Raw genomic sequence first — 18,477 nt, 5'->3', positions numbered from 1 at the left:
CGCCGGGTGTTGCGCAAGGCACTTTGATGTTTCCGTGAGACCGGGACCTGCATGCAGCAGGCTGCGGCCCCAGCGGGCGAACCAACGGTATATGGAAGAAATCAAGATCCGTGGGGCGCGTACCCACAACCTGAAGAACATCAACCTCGACCTTCCCCGCAACAAGCTCGTGGTGATCACGGGCCTGTCGGGCTCGGGCAAGTCGTCGCTGGCGTTCGACACGCTTTATGCCGAAGGTCAGCGCCGCTATGTGGAGTCGCTGTCTGCCTATGCGCGCCAGTTCCTGCAACTGATGGAAAAGCCCGACGTCGACCTGATCGAGGGCCTGTCCCCGGCCATCTCGATCGAGCAGAAGGCCACCAGCCACAATCCGCGCTCCACGGTGGGCACGGTCACCGAGATCCACGATTACCTGCGCCTGCTGTACGCCCGCGCCGGTACGCCCTACTGCCCGGACCACAATATCGCGCTGCAGGCCCAGAGCGTGTCGCAGATGGTGGACGCCGCCCTGGCGCTGCCCGAAGACACCCGGCTGATGATCCTGGCGCCGGTGGTGGCGGACCGCAAGGGCGAGCATTCCGACCTGTTCGACACGATGCAGGCGCAGGGTTTCGTGCGGTTCCGCATCCGTTCGGGCGGCGGCACCGCGCACGAGGCCGAGGCGAAGGTCTACGAGGTCGATGCGCTGCCCAAGCTCAAGAAGACCGAGAAGCACAGCATCGACGTGGTGGTGGATCGCGTCAAGGTGAAGGCCGACATCAAGCAACGCCTGGCCGAATCGTTCGAGACCGCGCTGCGCCTGGCCGATGGCCGCGCCCTCGCGCTGGAGATGGATACCGGGCGCGAGCACATGTTCAGTTCGCGCTTCGCCTGCCCCATCTGTTCGTACTCGTTGCAGGAGTTGGAACCGCGCCTGTTCTCGTTCAACAACCCGATGGGGGCGTGCCCAAGCTGCGATGGCCTGGGCCAGATCACGTTCTTCGATCCAAAGCGCGTGGTGGCATTCCCGAACCTGTCGCTGGCGTCTGGCGCCATCAAGGGCTGGGATCGCCGCAACCAGTTCTACTTCCAGATGCTGCAAAGCCTGGCGGCCTACTACGACTTCGATACGGAAACCGCCTTCGAGGACCTGCCGGCCGAGGTGCAGCAGGTGGTGCTGCAGGGATCGGGCGAGCAGGAAATCCCGTTCACGTATATTAACGAGCGTGGCCGCACCACGGTGCGCGAGCATGCGTTCGAAGGGATCATCCCGAATCTCGAACGCCGCTATCGCGAAACGGATTCGGTGGCCGTGCGCGAGGAACTGGCCAAGTACCAGAACAACCAGGCCTGCCCGGCCTGCCATGGCACGCGGCTGCGCACCGAGGCGCGGCACGTCAAGATTGGCGAGGACGAACAGGCACGCGCGATCTACGAGATCAACGGTCTGCCGCTGCGCGATGCGCTGACGTGGTTCCTGACGCTGAACCTGCATGGCGCCAAGCGCGAGATCGCCGACAAGATCGTCAAGGAGATCTCGGCACGGCTGAACTTCCTCAACAACGTTGGGCTCGATTACCTGTCGCTCGAACGTAGCGCCGACACGCTCTCCGGCGGCGAAGCGCAGCGCATTCGTCTGGCGTCGCAGATCGGCTCGGGGCTGACGGGTGTGATGTACGTGCTCGACGAGCCGTCGATCGGCCTGCACCAGCGCGACAACGATCGCCTGATCGGCACGCTCAAGCATCTGCGCGATATCGGCAACTCCGTGCTGGTGGTGGAGCACGATGAAGACATGATCCGCGCGTGTGACTACGTGGTGGATATCGGCCCCGGTGCCGGTGTGCACGGCGGGATGATCGTGGCCGAAGGAACGCCGCAGCAGATCGAGCAGTCTCCCGGCTCGCTGACGGGCCAGTACCTGTCCGGCCAGCGCAGTATCGAAGTGCCGAAGCAGCGCGCCGCACCCGACGAGGAACGCATGCTGCGCATCGTCGATGCCACGGGTAACAACCTGCGCAATGTCTCGGCGGAGATTCCCGTTGGCCTGCTGACCTGCATCACCGGTGTTTCGGGATCGGGCAAATCCACGCTGATCAACGACACCCTCTACAACGCGGTGGCGCGCCACCTGTATGGCAGCACGGCGGAACCGGCACCGCACGCGCAGATCGAGGGACTTGAACATTTCGACAAGGTCATCAACGTCGATCAGAGTCCCATCGGCCGCACGCCGCGCTCGAATCCCGCCACGTACACGGGCCTGTTCACGCCAATCCGCGAACTGTTTGCGGGCGTGCCGTCGGCCAAGGAACGTGGTTACGATCCGGGCCGGTTCTCGTTCAATGTGAAGGGCGGGCGCTGCGAATCGTGCCAGGGCGATGGCGTGATCAAGGTGGAGATGCACTTCCTGCCTGACGTCTACGTGCCGTGCGATGTCTGCCACGGCCAGCGCTACAACCGCGAGACGCTCGAGGTGCTGTACAAGGGCCGCAATATCTCCGAAGTGCTGGACCTGACAGTTGAGCAGGCGCACGAATTCTTCAGCGCCGTGCCCGTGGTGCGCCGCAAGCTGCAGACGCTGCTCGACGTGGGCCTCGGCTATATCCGCCTCGGCCAGTCGGCCACCACGCTATCGGGCGGCGAGGCGCAGCGCGTGAAACTTTCGCTGGAACTGTCGAAGCGCGACACGGGCCGCACGCTCTACATCCTGGACGAGCCGACCACCGGCCTGCACTTCCACGATATCGAACTGCTGCTCAAGGTCATCCAGAAACTGCGCGACCACGGCAACACCGTCGTGATCATCGAGCACAACCTCGACGTCATCAAGACCGCCGACTGGCTGATCGACATGGGCCCCGAAGGTGGCGCCGGCGGCGGACTGGTGATTGCGAAGGGCACGCCGGAAGCCGTGGCGGCCAGCAAGGCAAGTTTTACGGGGAAGTATTTGAAGCCGTTGTTGAAGCGGGCGTGATTGTTTCCTGCTGCTGAGTGTTTGCTCCCTTGCTGGTTTTCTCCCCTCTCCTACTTTGTGGGAGAGGGGAGCATAAAGCAGGGAAGTCAGCGCTCTACCGCGCCCCCACCACCTCCCCCACCTTCTCCGGCCCCTCGTCCTTCATCCGGCTCCGATTCATCAACCCGGCTTGTTCCAGCACCGGATACGCCGTCGCGCAGAACAGCGAGTTCAGACGCTTGAGTTCGCTGATGATGTCCAGATGCAGCGAACTGGTCTCGATGCTTTCGGCGGTCTGCACCGCCACGCGCTGCAGGTGCGAGCGTGCGTATTTGCGCTCCAGGTCGCGGAAGTTGGCCTTCTCGGCCATTAGTTGCTGGGCGCTGCGGATATCGCCGGTCAGGAACACTGACAGCCCAAGCCGCAGATTTGCCACCACGCGGCTGTGCATTTCCGAGATTTCCTGCATGCCTGCCTCGGAAAACTGCAAGTTGTGCGCGATCTTCTTTTCCTTGGCGTCAACGATCACCCGCTCGATCAGATCCCCCGCGTGCTCGAGATTGATGGTCAGCGAGATGATTTCGGTCCAGCGCTGGCCGTCGCGCTCGTCCAGCGCCTCGGTGCTGATCTGCGTGAGGTAAAGCTTGATGGCCGTGTAGAGATCGTCTACTTCATTGTCGATGCGGCAGGTGGCGTTGGCCAGCTTCACATCGTTGGTGCGCAGTACGCGCAGCATGTTGCCGAGCATCTGCTCGACGCGATCGCCGATGCGCAGCACTTCGCGGGCGGCGTTGGACAGCGCCAGCGTGGGCGTGGACAGCGCCGCGGCATCGAGGTGGCGCGGCGTCACCTGGCTGTCGCCGGTATTGCGGCCAGGCAGGATCGCTTCGCAAAGGCGTGCCAGCGGCGCCGTGGCGCCAATCAGCAACACGGCCAGCGCCACGTTGAACAACAGGTGGAAATTCACGACCAGTCGCTGCGGATCGGCATCGAGATGCGACAGGATGGTCTCGGCCTGCCCCAGCACTGGCAGCGCGATCACGCAGCCGAGCAGCCGCGACAGCAGGTTGCCGAGCGTCACGCGCTTGCCCGGCTGGTTGTTGCCCGAAGTGGTCAGCAGGGCCGACACACCCGAGCCCAGGTTAGCGCCAAGTACCAGCGCCAGCGCCACGTGGATCGACACCACGCCCGCAGAAGCCAGCGCGCCGCAGAACAGCACCACGGCCAGGCTGGAATAGCAGAGGATGGTCAGGAACGCGCCCACCAGCATGTCCAGCGCCGCGTCGCCGGTCAGCGAGCTGAACAGCACCTTCACACCGGCCGCCTGCACCACGGGGCGCGTAGCGATCGAAATCAGTTCCAGCGCCAGCGTGATCAGACCCAGCCCGATCAGCACGCGACCCACGTGGCCCGGCTTGTTGCCCTTCCACGTCAGGTGCAGGATGACGCCAACGAAGATCAGCAACGGCGACAACCAGGAAAGGTCGAGCGAGAAGACCTGCACCATCAGCGCCGTGCCCACGTTGGCGCCCAGCATGATGGCCAATGCTGGCGCCACGGCGATCAAACCCTGGCCCACGAAGGAACTGACGATGACGGCGGTGGCATTGCTGCTCTGCACGAGCCCGGTCACACCGAGACCGGCCAGGAATGCCTTGAAGCGGTTGGAGACGCTGACCGACAGCACGTGGCGCAGGTTGGCGCCGTACACGCGCAGGATGCCGACCTTGACGATGTTGGTACCCCAGACGAGCAACGCCACGCCGGAGAGAAGATGAAGCAAAACGCCCATGGTGCGTCCCTTTCGTGACCGGTGCCGGCTGGGCAGAAGCGAGGGCGCGCCGCCCGGTCATCGCCATTGTTATATCAATGGGGCATTATGCGCCCCGCATGGGCACGGGGCAAATGGACGACGGCAACCCTGCAACGGGCCGCAAGGGCCTGGAAACGCCGACTCAGTGACCGGAGAAATCGCACACCGTGAACAGCGGCAGGCCGCTGGCATGCAGTAGCTTCGAGCCGCCCAGTTCGGGCAGGTCGACAATGGCGGCACCCTCCACGACCGTGGCACCCAGGCGCTCCAGCAGCTTGCGGCCAGCCATCATCGTGCCGCCCGTGGCAATCAGGTCGTCCACCAGCAACACGCGGTCGCCGGACTTGCAGGCGTCGGCATGGATTTCCACGGTGGCGCTGCCATATTCGAGTTCGTACTCTTCGGCCACGGTCTGGAACGGCAGCTTGCCCTTCTTGCGGATCGGCACGAAACCGAGGTTCAGTTCGTACGCGATGATCGAGCCGAGAATGAAGCCGCGTGCGTCGATACCGGCCACGAGGTCCAACTGCTGGTCCATGTAGCGATGCACGAACACGTCGATCAGCACGCGCAACGTCTTGGGGTTCTGCAGCAGCGGCGTGATGTCGCGGAACATCACGCCTGGCTGGGGCCAGTCCGGCACGGTGCGGATGCGGTCACGGAGGTAGCCGGTGACATTGCCGAGGTCGGGGGACTGGATGAGGGAATCGGGCATGGGGAATCTGTCTGGGTTGGATCTGGTGCGGCCGGCCGCGTCGCTTTTGTCCGCCGCCTGTTTCGGCCAGCCGTAACCATACAGCAGTGCGATGCCACGCAGAAGCTTCCGCATGCAGCCGGCGGCACACGGCGCGGCGGCCCCGCCCGCTACTGGCGGGTCAGCCGGTCCTCGGCCGATTCCAGCGCTTCCGGTGTGCCGCGCAGCACGACGATATCGCCAGGCTCCAGCACCGTTTCAGGTTGCGGATCGAATGCGCGGATGCCACGTCGGCGCACCGCCGTCACCTCCACGCCAATCCGCTCCAGCCCCAGCGTGCCAAGCCGGCGGCCCACCGCGGTGTGCTCGGGGCCGAGCGAAACCGAGTGCAGCCGCACCGTATCGCGTTCGACCATGTCTTCTTCGTCGTCGCGCCCGTGGAAGTAGCCGCGCAGCAGGCTGTAGCGCGCGTCGCGCGCCTGCTGCACCCCACGCACCACGCGGCGCATCGGCACGCCCAGCAGCACCAGCGCATGCGAGGCCAGCATCAGGCTGCCCTCGATGATCTCCGGCACCACCTCGGTGGCACCGGCCTTCTGCAGCGTATCGAGTTCGGAATCGTCCACGGTCCGCACGATGACGGGCAAGGCCGGCTCCAGCTCCTGCACATGGTGCAGCACCTTCACCGCCGATTGCGTGTTGGCATAGGTGATCACCACCAGCGCCGCACGATGGATACCCGCCGCGATCAGCGATTCCCTGCGGCCCGCGTCGCCATAGACCACGGTGTCGCCCGCCGCCGCAGCCTCGCGCACGCGGTCGGGGTCGAGGTCCAGCGCCACATAGGTAATGCCTTCCCGCTCCAGCATATGCGCCAGGTTCTGCCCGCTGCGCCCGTAGCCGCAGATGATGGCGTGCTTCTCGGTCTGCAGGCTCTGCGCGGCGATGCGGGTCATGTTCAGCGACTGCATCAGCCATTCGTTGGCGGCAAAGCGCAGCACAATCTTGTCGCTGTACTGGATCAGGAACGGCGCGGCCAGCATCGACAGCAGCATCGAGGCCAGGATCACCTGGATCAGCACCGGGTCCACCAACCCCATGCCGTCGATCTGGTTCAGCAGCACGAATCCGAATTCACCGGCCTGTGCGAGACCCAGCCCGGTACGGATGGCCACACCGGGCCGCGAACCGAACAGCCGCGCCAGCCCGGTGATCAGCAGCAGCTTGAACAGGATCGGCACCACCAGCAGGGCCAGCACCAGCCAGATATGGTCGATCACCACCCGGATGTTCAGCAGCATGCCGATCGTGACGAAGAACAGCCCCAGCAGCACATCGCGGAAGGGCTTGATGTCTTCCTCCACCTGGTGGCGATACGGCGTCTCGGAAATCAGCATCCCCGCCATGAACGCGCCGAGCGCCATCGACAGGCCCAGCCGCTCGGTCAGCGCGGCCATGCCCAGCGTGACCAGCAGCAGGTTCAGCATGAACAGTTCCTGCGACCGGCGCGCCGCCACGATGTGGAACCAGCGGCTCATCAACCGCTGGCCCAGGAAAAAGATCACGCCCAGCGCCACGACGATCTTGACCGTGGCCAGCCCCAGCGCCCAGGCCAGGTCGCCGGGGTCCCGGGACAGCGCCGGGATGATGATCAGCAGCGGCACCACGGCCAGGTCCTGGAACAGCAGCACGCTGATGATGTTGCGGCCGTGCTCGCTCTCCAGCTCCATCCGCTCGGACATCATCTTCACGACAATGGCCGTCGAAGACATCGCCAGCGCGCCGCCCAGCGCCACCGATGCCTGCCAGGACAGCGGAAACAGCCAGTTGAACATCCAGCTGGCCGGAATCACCGCAAGCAATGAAAGCATCACTTGAGAGCCGCCCAACCCGAATACCAGCCGCTTCATCGCGTGAAGTTTGCTCAGGCTGAACTCCAGCCCAATCGAAAACATCAGGAAGACGACGCCAAATTCCGCCAGATATTTGGTCTGGGCGGTGTCGCTGGCCAGCCCTAGCGCATGGGGACCGATGAGGATGCCCACTGCCAGATAGCCCAGCATGGGCGGCAGTTGCAGCATGCGGAAGGCCACCACGCCGAGGACGGCGGCGGCCAGCAGCACGAGGGTCAGTTCCAGCGGAGAATGCATTCGGCGGGCTTGAAGGGCTTCAGCTATCCGGCCGGGCACGCGCCACGACCGGCTCTGCACCCCGCCGGCAAAAGACGGCAAACGACGGCAAGTGCGGCGGTCGTCTCAGCCAGAAGGCCGGAAAGCCGGGCCAGACGCCATCGCATTCGTTGGTATACTCCAGCGCCATGATAGCCAATTTCGATGCGAATCGAGCACTCGCGCTCGCTCGCCACACTCTCCAGATCGAGGCAGACGCCGTTTCGGCGCTGGCCGGACGCCTGACGCCCGCCTTCGCGAAGGCCGTCGAGATCATTCTCGGCTGCACGGGCCGCGTGGTCGTCTCCGGTATCGGCAAGTCCGGCCACATCGGCCGCAAGGTGGCGGCCACGCTGGCTTCCACCGGCACGCCCTCGTTCTTCGTGCACCCCGCTGAGGCCAGCCACGGCGACCTCGGCATGATCACGCGGGACGACGTCCTGATCGCATTCTCCAATTCCGGTGAGACCGCCGAACTACTGTCGATCATCCCGATCGTCAAGCGGATTGGCGCCAGCCTGATCTCTATTACCGGCAACCCGGAATCGAACCTGGCCAAGCTGTCCGACGCCCATCTCGATGGCGCCGTGGCACAGGAAGCCTGCCCGCTGAACCTGGCGCCGACGGCCAGCACCACCGCCGCACTGGCGCTGGGCGACGCGCTGGCCGTGGCCGTGCTCGACGCGCGCGGCTTCGGCGAGGAAGATTTTGCCCGCTCGCACCCGGGCGGCGCGCTCGGCCGCAAGCTGCTGACTCATGTGCGCGACGTCATGCGCTCGGGCAACGCCGTGCCGGAAGTCCGCGAGACCACGCCGCTGGCCCAGGCACTGATGGAAATCACGCGCAAGGGCATGGCCATGACGGCGGTCGTCGACCCGGAGGGCCGCGCCGTGGGCGTGTTCACCGACGGCGACCTGCGCCGCCTGCTGGAGACCTCTACCGACTGGAAGACCGTGCCCATCGGCGAGGTCATGCACCGCAACCCGCGCATGGTCAACCAGGACCAGCTCGCGGTGGAAGCGGTGCAGGTCATGGAAGCAAACCGCATCAACCAGTTGCTCGTCGTCGACAACGATGGCCGCCTGGTCGGTGCCTTGCACATCCATGACCTTACGCGTGCCAAGGTCATCTGAACATGCCGGACTTCCTGTCCAGACTCACGGGTGTGGTCATGCGGCTGTTGCCGCTGCTGCTGATGGCCATCGTCGCCGGCAGCACGTTCTGGCTCGTCCAACTGAACTCGCCGAGCACCGGCACAGACCAGTCACGCACCAAGCGCCACGAACCGGACTACTGGATGGAACGGTTCTCGGCCACGGAACTGGCTGCGGATGGCACGACCAAGATCCGCTTCACCGGAGTGAAGATGGTCCACTTCGAGGATGACCAGACCTACGACGTGACCAAGCCGGCCATGCGTGCCTTCCAGCCGGACCGCCCGCCCGTGACCGCCAACGCCAATCGCGGCGTCATGAACGCCGAGGGCACGATCATCGACCTTTACGGCAACGCCGTGATCGTGCGGCAGGCCGGCGTGGATCCGTCGAAGGATCCGCGCATGACCGCCACGTCGCAATACTTCCAGCTGCTCGTCAATGACGACATCGTCAAGACAGACAAGAACGTGGAGCTGACGCGCGGACCTTCGGTCATGACGGCCAACGGGCTGATCTTCAACAACGTCACCCGCGAAGTACAATTGCTGGGCAACGTACGCGGCACGATCGTCATGAACCCGCCGCAGGGGCAGGCCAGGACCCAGTGACACCCAGCTGGCAGGCTCGTCCTGCCGCATCGCCTGGCCGCCTTCCCTATCTCATCATTTGCCAAACATGACTGCATCCCTGTCGACATCGTCCTGTCGCCGCCCGGCGCCCGCCCGATTGACGGCCCTAGCCGCCCTCGGACTCGCGCTCGCCATGAGCATGGTCCAGCCCGCTTTTGCCGAGCGCGCGGACCAGGCCAAGCCCCTCGTGCTCGAAGCGGACAATGCCAGCTACGATGACGTCAAGCAGATCTACACCCTCACCGGCAACGTGGTGCTGACCAAGGGCACGATGGTGCTGAAATCCGACGCTGCCGAACTGCGCACGGACCCCGAGGGCTACCAGTACGCCATTGCCACGTCCAAGCCGGGCCGCCAGGCGTACATCCGCCAGAAGCGCGACGGCGTGGACGAATACATCGACGGCTGGGGCGACCGCATCGAATACGATGGCAAGACCGAGGTCAACAAGCTGATCGGCCACGCACGCGCTGCACGTGTCTCGGGCGTCGGCGCCAAGATCCTCGACGAAATCCGCGGCGCCGTGATCACCTATGACAGCCGCAACGAGTACTACACCGCCACCGGCGGCGACAACAACACCACCGCGGGCAACCCGTCGGGCCGCGTACGCGCCGTGCTGTCGCCGCGCGCCGATGCCAGCGCCCCCGCCGCGAGCGGCGCCCCGCTGGACCTGAAGCCGTCCACGGCCCCGGCCAAGCCCTGAAACACAGCCCCTTCTATCGCCTCCGTATCCGATGAACGACTCCGCCACCCTCGCCTCCCCTGCCGCCTCTTCCGCTGCGAGCGTCCGCACCGACAGCAGCACGCTGGTCGTCCGCCATCTGAAGAAGCGTTACGGTACGCGCACGGTGGTCAAGGATGTCTCGCTTGACGTGAAGAGCGGCGAAGTGGTGGGCCTGCTGGGTCCGAACGGCGCGGGCAAGACCACATCGTTCTACATGATCGTGGGGCTGGTGGCACTCGACGAAGGCGACATCGTGCTGGACGACAAGCACATCAGCGGCCTTGCGATCCACGAGCGCGCGCGCATGGGCCTGTCCTATCTGCCGCAGGAAGCGTCGGTCTTCCGCAAGCTCAACGTCGAGGAAAACATCCGCGCCGTGCTGGAGTTGCAGGTGGAAAACGGCAAGTCGCTGACCAAGGCCGAGATCGACCGCCGGCTCGACTCCCTGCTGGACGACCTGCAGATCGCGCACCTGCGCAACAACCCGGCACTGTCGTTGTCGGGCGGTGAGCGCCGCCGGGTGGAAATTGCCCGCGCGCTCGCGTCGTCGCCGCGTTTCATCCTGCTGGACGAACCGTTTGCCGGTGTGGACCCTATCGCCGTGGGCGAAATCCAGCGGATCGTGAGTTTCCTGAAGGCCCGCAACATTGGCGTGCTGATTACCGACCACAATGTTCGCGAGACGCTGGGCATCTGCGACCACGCGTACATCATCAGCGAAGGTACGGTGCTGGCATCCGGCCTGCCAGAGGAAATCATCGCCAACGAATCTGTGCGCCGCGTCTATCTGGGCGAGAATTTCCGCATGTGATGCGTGCGGTGCGGCAATTTCTGCCCACGCTGCACACCGTTTTTCCAAAGCCGTTTCCGATCACGCAAGGTTGGGCGATAGGTTCTAGCAAATTCCGTTCCAACAACGGAAAGATGCGCATAGAATAGGTCGCATGAAACCTTCGCTTCAGCTCCGCCTCTCCCAGCATCTGGCCCTGACCCCGCAGCTGCAACAGTCGATCCGGCTGTTGCAGCTTTCCACGCTGGAACTGCAGCAGGAAGTGGAGCAGGCGCTGACGGAAAATCCGTTGCTCGAGCGCGAGAACGACTGGCTGGATAGTCCGCTGCGCGTGGCCGCGGACGGCTCGGTCAACCTCCAGACCGCACCGGCACCCGCACCGGCCGAACCCCAGGCCAACGGCACCGAACGTGCCGATGGCGCGGCGGGTGGCGAAGAGGAAAACTACAACGATACCGGCAGCGAGGACTACGGCAACGACTGGAGCCTCGACGACTTCGCGCGACGCCCGCAAGGCGACGAAGACGAGAAGACGCCGATGCAACTGCGCGACGCCGATCCGACGCTGCGCGAGTTCCTCATGGAGCAGCTCACGCCACTCAAGATCTCGGTGCGCGACAAGGGCCTGGCCATTTTCCTGATCGAGTCGCTCGACGACGACGGTTACCTGAGCGCCTCGCTCGAGGAAATTTGTTCGGAACTCCCGGAAGAACTCGAGTTCGAAGTGGATGAGGTGCAGGCGATACTTACGCTGCTGCAGAGCTTCGATCCACCCGGTGTCGGGGCACGGAACGCTGCGGAGTGCCTGAGTTTGCAGTTGAAGCGGTTGAAGCACCCGCAGCGCGAACTGGCGCTGACTATCGTCAATCATCATCTGGAACTGCTGGCCGTACGGGATTACACCCGGCTCAAGAAAGCCCTGCAGGTGGACGAAATAGCATTGAAGGCTGCGCACGAATTGATCCGCTCCCTCGCACCGTATCCAGGACACGCGTACAGCCGTCCGGAAGCGGACTTCGTGGTGCCGGATGTGTTTGTACGCAAGAGCGGCAGCGGATGGATCGCGCAGCTCAATCCGGACGTGATGCCGCGCCTGCGCATCAACGATATGTACGCGCAGATTCTGCGCGGTGCGAAGGGCGAGGCAGGGGCTGCCGGACTGCAGCAAAAGCTGCAGGAAGCACGGTGGCTCATCAAGAACATCCAGCAACGATTCGATACGATCCTGCGGGTGTCGCAGGCGATTGTGGAGCGTCAAAAGAACTTTTTCTCGCACGGGGAAATCGCGATGCGCCCCTTGGTTTTGCGTGAAATTGCCGATACACTGGGTTTACACGAGTCGACCATTTCCCGGGTCACAACGAACAAGTACATGGCCACGCCGATGGGTACTTTCGAGTTGAAGTACTTCTTCGGAAGCCACGTCTCCACGGAGACGGGTGGCGCGGCCTCATCCACGGCTATACGCGCGCTGATCAAGCAACTGATAGGAGCCGAAGACCCCAGGAATCCTCTTTCCGACAGCCGCATCGCCGAACTGCTGGGCGAACAGGGCTTTGTGGTCGCACGCCGCACGGTGGCGAAATATCGCGAAGCATTGAAAATCCCCGCAGTGAATCTCCGCAAGTCTTTGTAGCCGAGCCGTAACCGCCTGCCTGGTGCGGCTCTTTCAGAAGGAGAAGCGCTATGAACTTCAAGATCAGTGGACACCACCTCGACATCACGCCCCCGCTGCGTGAGTATGTGGAAACGAAACTGGAGCGAATTGTCAGACATTTCGATCAGGTCATTGGCGTAAGCGTGCTGCTATCAGTCGACAATCACAAGGAAAAGGACAAGCGTCAGTACGCGGAAATCAATCTGCACCTCAAAGGCAAGGACATCTTCGTCGAAGCCCATCATGAAGACCTGTACGCGGCGATCGACTGTCTGGTCGACAAGCTCGACCGCCAGGTGATCCGCTACAAGGATCGCGTGCAAGGGCATGACCGCGAGGCGGTCAAGTACCAGATGGCCGAAGCGCAGCTACAGCAACAATAACCAGCGCAACGAAACGACAGTTTCAGTTGTCCTGAGAGGACTGACAGGAAGAGAGCAAAGCCGCGCATCTGCGCGGCTTTTTTGATGGGGCGTCCGGTTGCCGCACAACTTTCCATTCCTCACGCGTTACCTCGACACCACTAAGCGACGAATTGATACACCGAAGGTGTTCGCATCTCTCGCATGTCGGTGTATGCTGCACCACAAATCACAGGCAGAACGGTCCCGTCATGCGGAACCGGCGGTGCGCCCTGCAGGCGCACGGGTCGGGCAGCATTTCGGGTGGGCAAACCGGTCGACGACCTCGCGGCGGAAGTCCGCAGGCGCGACGCTGCAGCGCACAAGTGCGTGGCAGCCCTGCTCTATAATGGCCGGACGCTCCAATGCGGGCGACTGGCACCTCAATATCCTGATTGCCCCCAACTCGGCGGGCCGGTCCATGCGCGCCGGCTTGTCACTCGGACTTCTCGTGCATCGCCCATGAATCGTTTGGCCAAACTGCTGCCACCTGGCAACATCCATCTCGACGTCACCGTCACCAGCAAGAAGCGGGTCTTCGAGCAAGCCGGGCTCCTGTTCGAGAACAACCATGGCGTGGCGCGGGCCACTGTTACCGACAACCTCTTTGCGCGCGAGTCCCTGGGTTCCACCGGGCTTGGCGCTGGAGTTGCCATTCCGCACGGCCGCATCAAGGGCCTGAAGCAGCCGCTGGCGGGCTTCATGCGCCTGGCGGAACCCATCCCGTTCGAATCGCCCGATGGCAAGCCGGTCTCGCTGTTGATCTTCCTGCTGGTGCCCGAGCAGGCCACGCAGCAGCATCTGGAAATTCTTTCCGAAATTGCCCAGTTGCTGTCGGACCGCGAAATGCGCGAAGGGCTGGCGACGCTCCCCACGCCGGAAGCCGTCCACCAGTTGCTATCGGACTGGCATCCCTAACGCCGGAATCGCCCGCCGCAGCCCACTGTCCTACCGCCCCTCCTGAAAGTCATCCCGCATGGAACTCACCGGCGTCACCTCGCAGTCGATCTTCGACGACAACGCAGCAGACATCAAACTGTCGTGGGTCGCCGGCCTTGAAGGTGCGGACCGCGCCTTCGATGTCGAGTTCGCGCGTGAAGCCACCTCCGCGGCGGACCTCGTGGGCCACTTGAACCTGATCCACCCGAACCGGATCCAGGTGCTCGGCAAACCCGAAATCCTTTATTACCAGCGTCTCGACGACGAGCCGCGCAAGCGTCAGATGGGCGAGCTGATCCTGCTCGAGCCGCCCTTCCTGGTCATCGCCGACGGCATGGAGCCGCCGCCCGACCTCGAACTGCGCTGCACGCGTTCGTCCACGCCGCTGTTCACCACGCCGGTATCGTCGGCGGCCGTGATCGATCACCTGCGCCTGTACCTGTCGCGTATCTCGGCACCGCGCGTGACGATGCACGGCGTGTTCCTCGACATCCTCGGCATGGGCGTGCTGATCATGGGCGAATCGGGCCTGGGCAAGAGCGAACTGGGCCTCGAACTGATTTCGCGCGGCCATGGCCTCGTGGCCGACGATGCCGTGGATTTCGTGCGGCTGGGTCCAGACTTCATCGAGGGTCGCTGCCCGCCGCTGCTGCAGAACCTGCTCGAAGTGCGCGGCCTTGGCCTGCTCGATATCAAGACGATCTTCGGTGAAACGGCCGTACGCCGGAAAATGAAGATCAAGCTCGTGGTTCAACTCGTCCGCCGCAACGATGGCGAGTTCGAGCGCCTGCCGCTGGATTCGCAATACCTCGACGTGCTCGGCCTGCCCATCCACATGGTGAAGATCCAGGTGGCAGCCGGTCGAAATCTCGCCGTGCTGGTGGAAGCCGCCGTGCGCAACACGATACTGCGCCTGCGCGGCATCGACACGCTGCGCGACTTCATGGACCGGCAGCGCGCGGCCATGCAAGCCGATGTGGTGTCACGCGGACAGGGCCGGTTGCTCTAGGCATTTTCCGAACATCGCTTTCCCGCAAACGCCCGCTTCATTCAGCGGGCGTTTTCATTTCCTTACAAGCTGGCCTGCCGCTGCGTCAACGGCAGCCGCACACGCGCCGTTTTGTGCTGTAATGGCCGCCATCCCGTTCGGATTGCCCATGAAAGTGTTTTTCCACAGCCAGGAGAGAAGCATGAAGAAACTGATCGCGATGTGTGTGCTGGTGACCCCGCTGTTCGCCACGGCAGCGTTTGCCCAAGGCGCATCGGCTCCGGCTGCGGCCGAGAAATCGGGCAAGACGGCACAACAGGAAAAGATGGCAGCCTGCGCCAAGGCTAACAAGGGCAAGAAGGGCGACGAGTACAAGAAGGCCCAGAGCGAATGCCTGTCCGGCTCTGGCCCGGCCGCCGCAGCCGAGCCGAAAACCCAGCAGGAAAAAATGGCAGCGTGCGCCAAGGCCAACAAGGGCAAGAAGGGCGACGAATACAAGAAGGCGCAGAGCGAGTGCCTGTCGGCCAAACCGGCCTGATCCTGATCCGCCCTGTGGCGGTTCCAGGCGATAAATGGCGAATCGGATGCGGTTCGCCATTTTTCTTAGCATCTGTCGCGTTCTGTCGTTAAATGCCCGCCGCAACCTCCAATCGAGAAGCGCTGTCATGACGCGGCCATCATGCGGTGCTATCCTTGCGTCGCTATGCGGATCATTCTTATCACCGGGATCTCCGGCTCGGGTAAGTCGGTTGCCCTGAACGTTCTGGAAGACGCGGGCTACTACTGCGTCGACAACCTGCCAGCCCAGTTCATCCCCGAACTCGCCACCTATCTGGCCGACCAGGGCTACTCGCACCTGGGCGTGGCCACCGATATTCGCAGCCGCGAATCGCTGGCGCGCCTGCCCGATACCGTGCGCGAACTGTCGGCCCAGCATCAGGTGCAGGTGCTGTTCCTGACTGCCAACACCGATGCGCTGGTGCAGCGCTATTCCGAAACACGACGCCGCCATCCGCTCTCGACGCGTGTCGGCAGCGCAAATGGCGGAACAGGGCCGGACAAGGCCGAGGCGGAAGCAGAAGCTGCCGCCAGCGATACCTCGCTGATCGAAGCCATCGAGATGGAGCGGGAGCTGTTGAGCCCGCTATCCGAATCGGCCCATCGCATCGATACCAGCAACGTGCGAACCAATACGCTACGCAGCTGGATCAAGGAACTGATCAGCAGCAACGGCGGCACCGAGAGCGAACCGCTCACACTGCTGTTCGAATCGTTCGGATTCAAGCACGGGGTACCCAGCGATGCCGACATGGTGTTCGATGTCCGCTCGTTGCCCAATCCCTACTACGACCTGGCGCTGCGCCCGCTGACGGGCCGCGATGCACCGGTCGTGGATTTCCTGCAGAGCCAGCCGATGGTGCTGGCGATGGCCGAGGACATCCGCGCCTATGTGGAGAAGTGGCTACCGAGTTTCATTGCCGATAACCGTAGCTACCTGACCGTCGCCATCGGCTGTACGGGCGGGCAGCACCGCTCGGTGTTCATCGCGGAAAGACTCGCCAACTATTTCCGGGCGCATGGTAATGTGCTGGTCAGACACCGCGAAATGGCCTCTGGCGGCTGAGATGCGGTCTTGAGCGGACGGCGCGCCGGGCGTCGTCACGTCACCGTCGCGTTTCTGTCGCGTCATTGGAGCGGCCCTTCGCATGTCGACATCCTCTACCGACACCGCATCCCCACTTCCCATCCTGGATGCGTTGCCACTGTTTCCCCTCAACACGGTCCTGTTCCCCGATGGCCGCCTGCCGCTGCGCGTCTTCGAAAAGCGCTACGTGGACATGGTGCGCAACTGCATGCGGGACGGCACACCGTTCGGCGTCTGCCTGATTGCCAGCGGCGAAGAGGTTGCGCGTCCCGGCCACGCCACCACGCCCGAAGAGATCGGCTGCCTGGCCGAGATCGTCGACTGCAACGTGGAGCAACTTGGTGTGCTGCTCATCGAGACACGCGGGCGGCAACGCTTCCGTGTGCTGTCCCACACCACGCGTGACGACGGACTGGTAGTGGCCGAGGCCGAAGTGCTCCCCGCCGATGTCATCGACTGCAAGCTCGAACTGCTGGGCGAATGCCTGTCGGCACTACGCAGAATCGTGTCCTCGCTGCACACCGAGCAGCCCGATAAGTCGAAGCTGCCTTTCTCCGAACCGTATCTGTGGGATGACCCGAGCTGGGTCGCGAACCGTCTATGCGAACTGCTGCCGGTGCCCCTCAAGGCCAAGCAGATGCTGATGGCGCTGCCCGACGCGGGCATACGCATCGAGATCGTGCATCGCTATATGCGGCAGCATCACATCGTCTGACTTGAGGTCAGGTGCTCAGAACAGTCCGATACGCGCCTGATCGTCGAGCAGCTTTCGCACTGGCGCCGGCGTGCCCAGCGCGTCCAGATCGTCGAGCGACAGCCAGCGGCTACTGGCATCGCCCTTCCAGTCCGTTCCTTCCATATCGATGCGAATCGCGCGAATCAGCAATCGAAAGTGCGTGAAGACGTGCGTGAGCTCGCCTGCGAGCCAGGCACGCTCCGGTTTTCCATACTGGCGCGCCATGTCGAGTGCGGCGTCTTCGGCGGCTTCGGCATCGAAAGGCACGGACTCCACGGCCATCTCCGGCAGGCTCCACAGGCCGCCCCAGATGCCACTGTCGGGGCGCAGTGTCACCAGCACGTCGCGCCCATTTCGCACGATCAGCATGACAGTGCTGCGCTCTGGAATCGCCGCACGCGGTTTGGGCGTAGGCAGCACGGCCGTCAGGTTATCGCGGCGCGCCACGCAGTCCGCAGCCAACGGGCATGCCGAGGCATCGGTCACGCAGGCGGGCTTACCGCGCGAGCACAGTGTGGCACCGAGATCCATCACGCCTTGCGTGTAGGCCACCATGTCCTCGGCCTGCTGCGGACCAGCCGGCGGCAAGGCCTGTTCTGCCAGCGCCCACATGCGCGTCTCGATGGCGCGCTCGCCCGGATAGCCGTGGATACCGAACACGCGCGCAAAGACGCGCTTCACATTGCCGTCGAGAATCGGCGAACGAACACCCGCGCTGAACGCAGCAATTGCCGCCGCAGTGGAGCGTCCGATGCCCGGCAACGTGACGAGCACGGCCGGATCGGTCGGGAAGACACCACCATGCTCGTCGACCACAGCCTTCGCGCAACGATGCAGGTTGCGCGCGCGCGAGTAGTAGCCCAGGCCAGCCCATAACGCCATCACCTGATCCGCCGGTGCCGAAGCCAGATCGGCCACGGTAGGCAGTGCGGCGAGGAAGCGCTGGAAATACTCGATCACGGCCGCCACCTGCGTCTGCTGCAGCATGATCTCGGACAGCCAGATGCGATAGGGGTCGCGGGTGTTCTGCCACGGCAGGTCATGCCGGCCATGCTGGCGCTGCCAGTTCACCACACGCATACCGAAATCCGGCGGAACGGTGATGTCCCGGACAACGGCTTCAGGAGCGGGGACGGAGGCGCGAGCAGCGGCGGACTTGCGGGGCATTGCGGGGTATCTTGGAATGAAAAAAGCGCCG

At 63.7% G+C, this 18,477-nt stretch carries 16 protein-coding genes; 12 read left to right on the top strand and 4 right to left on the bottom strand.

Annotated elements, in window-relative coordinates; genetic code table 11:
- Positions 1-91 precede the first annotated feature (91 nt).
- Complete coding sequence (gene uvrA / locus ABDB81_RS03700; protein WP_137924062.1) at positions 92-2,956, top strand: excinuclease ABC subunit UvrA; 2,865 nt, start codon at positions 92-94, stop codon at positions 2,954-2,956.
- A 94-nt stretch (positions 2,957-3,050) separates the two neighbouring features.
- Here the strand turns inward: uvrA and ABDB81_RS03695 are convergent, their stop codons facing one another.
- The 3 genes from ABDB81_RS03695 to ABDB81_RS03685 all read right to left on the bottom strand — a co-directional run bounded on the left by ABDB81_RS03695 (position 3,051) and on the right by ABDB81_RS03685 (position 7,592).
- The gene (locus ABDB81_RS03695) at positions 3,051-4,727 is read right to left on the bottom strand and encodes a Na/Pi cotransporter family protein (RefSeq protein ID WP_346809821.1); all 1,677 of its coding nucleotides are present in this window, start codon (positions 4,725-4,727) and stop codon (positions 3,051-3,053) included.
- Positions 4,728-4,890: 163 nt separating this feature from the next.
- Entirely contained in the window at positions 4,891-5,463 is a 573-nt protein-coding gene (locus ABDB81_RS03690) for an adenine phosphoribosyltransferase (RefSeq protein ID WP_137924060.1), read from the bottom strand.
- Positions 5,464-5,612: 149 nt separating this feature from the next.
- The gene (locus ABDB81_RS03685; protein WP_137924059.1) at positions 5,613-7,592 is read right to left on the bottom strand and encodes a monovalent cation:proton antiporter family protein; all 1,980 of its coding nucleotides are present in this window, start codon (positions 7,590-7,592) and stop codon (positions 5,613-5,615) included.
- 167 nt (positions 7,593-7,759) lie between these two features.
- On the opposite strand from ABDB81_RS03685, the gene ABDB81_RS03680 reads away from it, so the two are divergent.
- The 11 genes from ABDB81_RS03680 to ABDB81_RS03630 all read left to right on the top strand — a co-directional run bounded on the left by ABDB81_RS03680 (position 7,760) and on the right by ABDB81_RS03630 (position 17,258).
- Complete coding sequence (locus ABDB81_RS03680) at positions 7,760-8,743, top strand: KpsF/GutQ family sugar-phosphate isomerase (RefSeq protein ID WP_137924058.1); 984 nt, start codon at positions 7,760-7,762, stop codon at positions 8,741-8,743.
- Between the two features lie 2 nt (positions 8,744-8,745).
- Complete coding sequence (gene lptC, locus ABDB81_RS03675) at positions 8,746-9,375, top strand: LPS export ABC transporter periplasmic protein LptC (RefSeq protein WP_346809818.1); 630 nt, start codon at positions 8,746-8,748, stop codon at positions 9,373-9,375.
- A gap of 67 nt (positions 9,376-9,442) precedes the next feature.
- The gene (lptA, locus tag ABDB81_RS03670) at positions 9,443-10,102 is read left to right on the top strand and encodes a lipopolysaccharide transport periplasmic protein LptA (protein ID WP_137924056.1); all 660 of its coding nucleotides are present in this window, start codon (positions 9,443-9,445) and stop codon (positions 10,100-10,102) included.
- 31 nt (positions 10,103-10,133) lie between these two features.
- Positions 10,134-10,934, top strand: coding sequence for an LPS export ABC transporter ATP-binding protein (gene lptB / locus ABDB81_RS03665; RefSeq protein ID WP_137924055.1), 801 nt, complete (start codon positions 10,134-10,136; stop codon positions 10,932-10,934).
- A gap of 133 nt (positions 10,935-11,067) precedes the next feature.
- Positions 11,068-12,549: an RNA polymerase factor sigma-54 gene (locus ABDB81_RS03660; protein WP_137924054.1), complete on the top strand. Its 1,482-nt coding sequence runs from the start codon at positions 11,068-11,070 to the stop codon at positions 12,547-12,549.
- Positions 12,550-12,599: 50 nt separating this feature from the next.
- Complete coding sequence (gene raiA, locus ABDB81_RS03655) at positions 12,600-12,953, top strand: ribosome-associated translation inhibitor RaiA (protein ID WP_066739680.1); 354 nt, start codon at positions 12,600-12,602, stop codon at positions 12,951-12,953.
- 480 nt (positions 12,954-13,433) lie between these two features.
- Complete coding sequence (gene ptsN / locus ABDB81_RS03650) at positions 13,434-13,889, top strand: PTS IIA-like nitrogen regulatory protein PtsN (RefSeq protein ID WP_130392199.1); 456 nt, start codon at positions 13,434-13,436, stop codon at positions 13,887-13,889.
- A gap of 58 nt (positions 13,890-13,947) precedes the next feature.
- Positions 13,948-14,919 (top strand): HPr(Ser) kinase/phosphatase, encoded by a 972-nt coding sequence (hprK, locus tag ABDB81_RS03645; protein WP_130392198.1) that lies wholly within the window; start codon positions 13,948-13,950, stop codon positions 14,917-14,919.
- A 181-nt stretch (positions 14,920-15,100) separates the two neighbouring features.
- Entirely contained in the window at positions 15,101-15,436 is a 336-nt protein-coding gene (locus ABDB81_RS03640; protein WP_137924052.1) for a PsiF family protein, read from the top strand.
- A gap of 165 nt (positions 15,437-15,601) precedes the next feature.
- Complete coding sequence (gene rapZ, locus ABDB81_RS03635) at positions 15,602-16,522, top strand: RNase adapter RapZ (RefSeq protein ID WP_137924051.1); 921 nt, start codon at positions 15,602-15,604, stop codon at positions 16,520-16,522.
- An 82-nt stretch (positions 16,523-16,604) separates the two neighbouring features.
- Positions 16,605-17,258 (top strand): LON peptidase substrate-binding domain-containing protein, encoded by a 654-nt coding sequence (locus ABDB81_RS03630; RefSeq protein ID WP_137924050.1) that lies wholly within the window; start codon positions 16,605-16,607, stop codon positions 17,256-17,258.
- Positions 17,259-17,273: 15 nt separating this feature from the next.
- Here ABDB81_RS03630 and mutY read toward each other — a convergent pair whose 3' ends face one another.
- Positions 17,274-18,446, bottom strand: a complete 1,173-nt coding sequence (gene mutY / locus ABDB81_RS03625) for an A/G-specific adenine glycosylase (protein ID WP_346809814.1) — start codon at positions 18,444-18,446, stop codon at positions 17,274-17,276.
- Between the last annotated feature and the right edge of the window lie 31 nt (positions 18,447-18,477).

Source organism: Cupriavidus sp. DL-D2, assembly GCF_039710735.1.
In the GTDB taxonomy this organism is placed as follows: domain Bacteria; phylum Pseudomonadota; class Gammaproteobacteria; order Burkholderiales; family Burkholderiaceae; genus Cupriavidus.
This window is presented reverse-complemented; position numbering and strand designations above follow the sequence as displayed.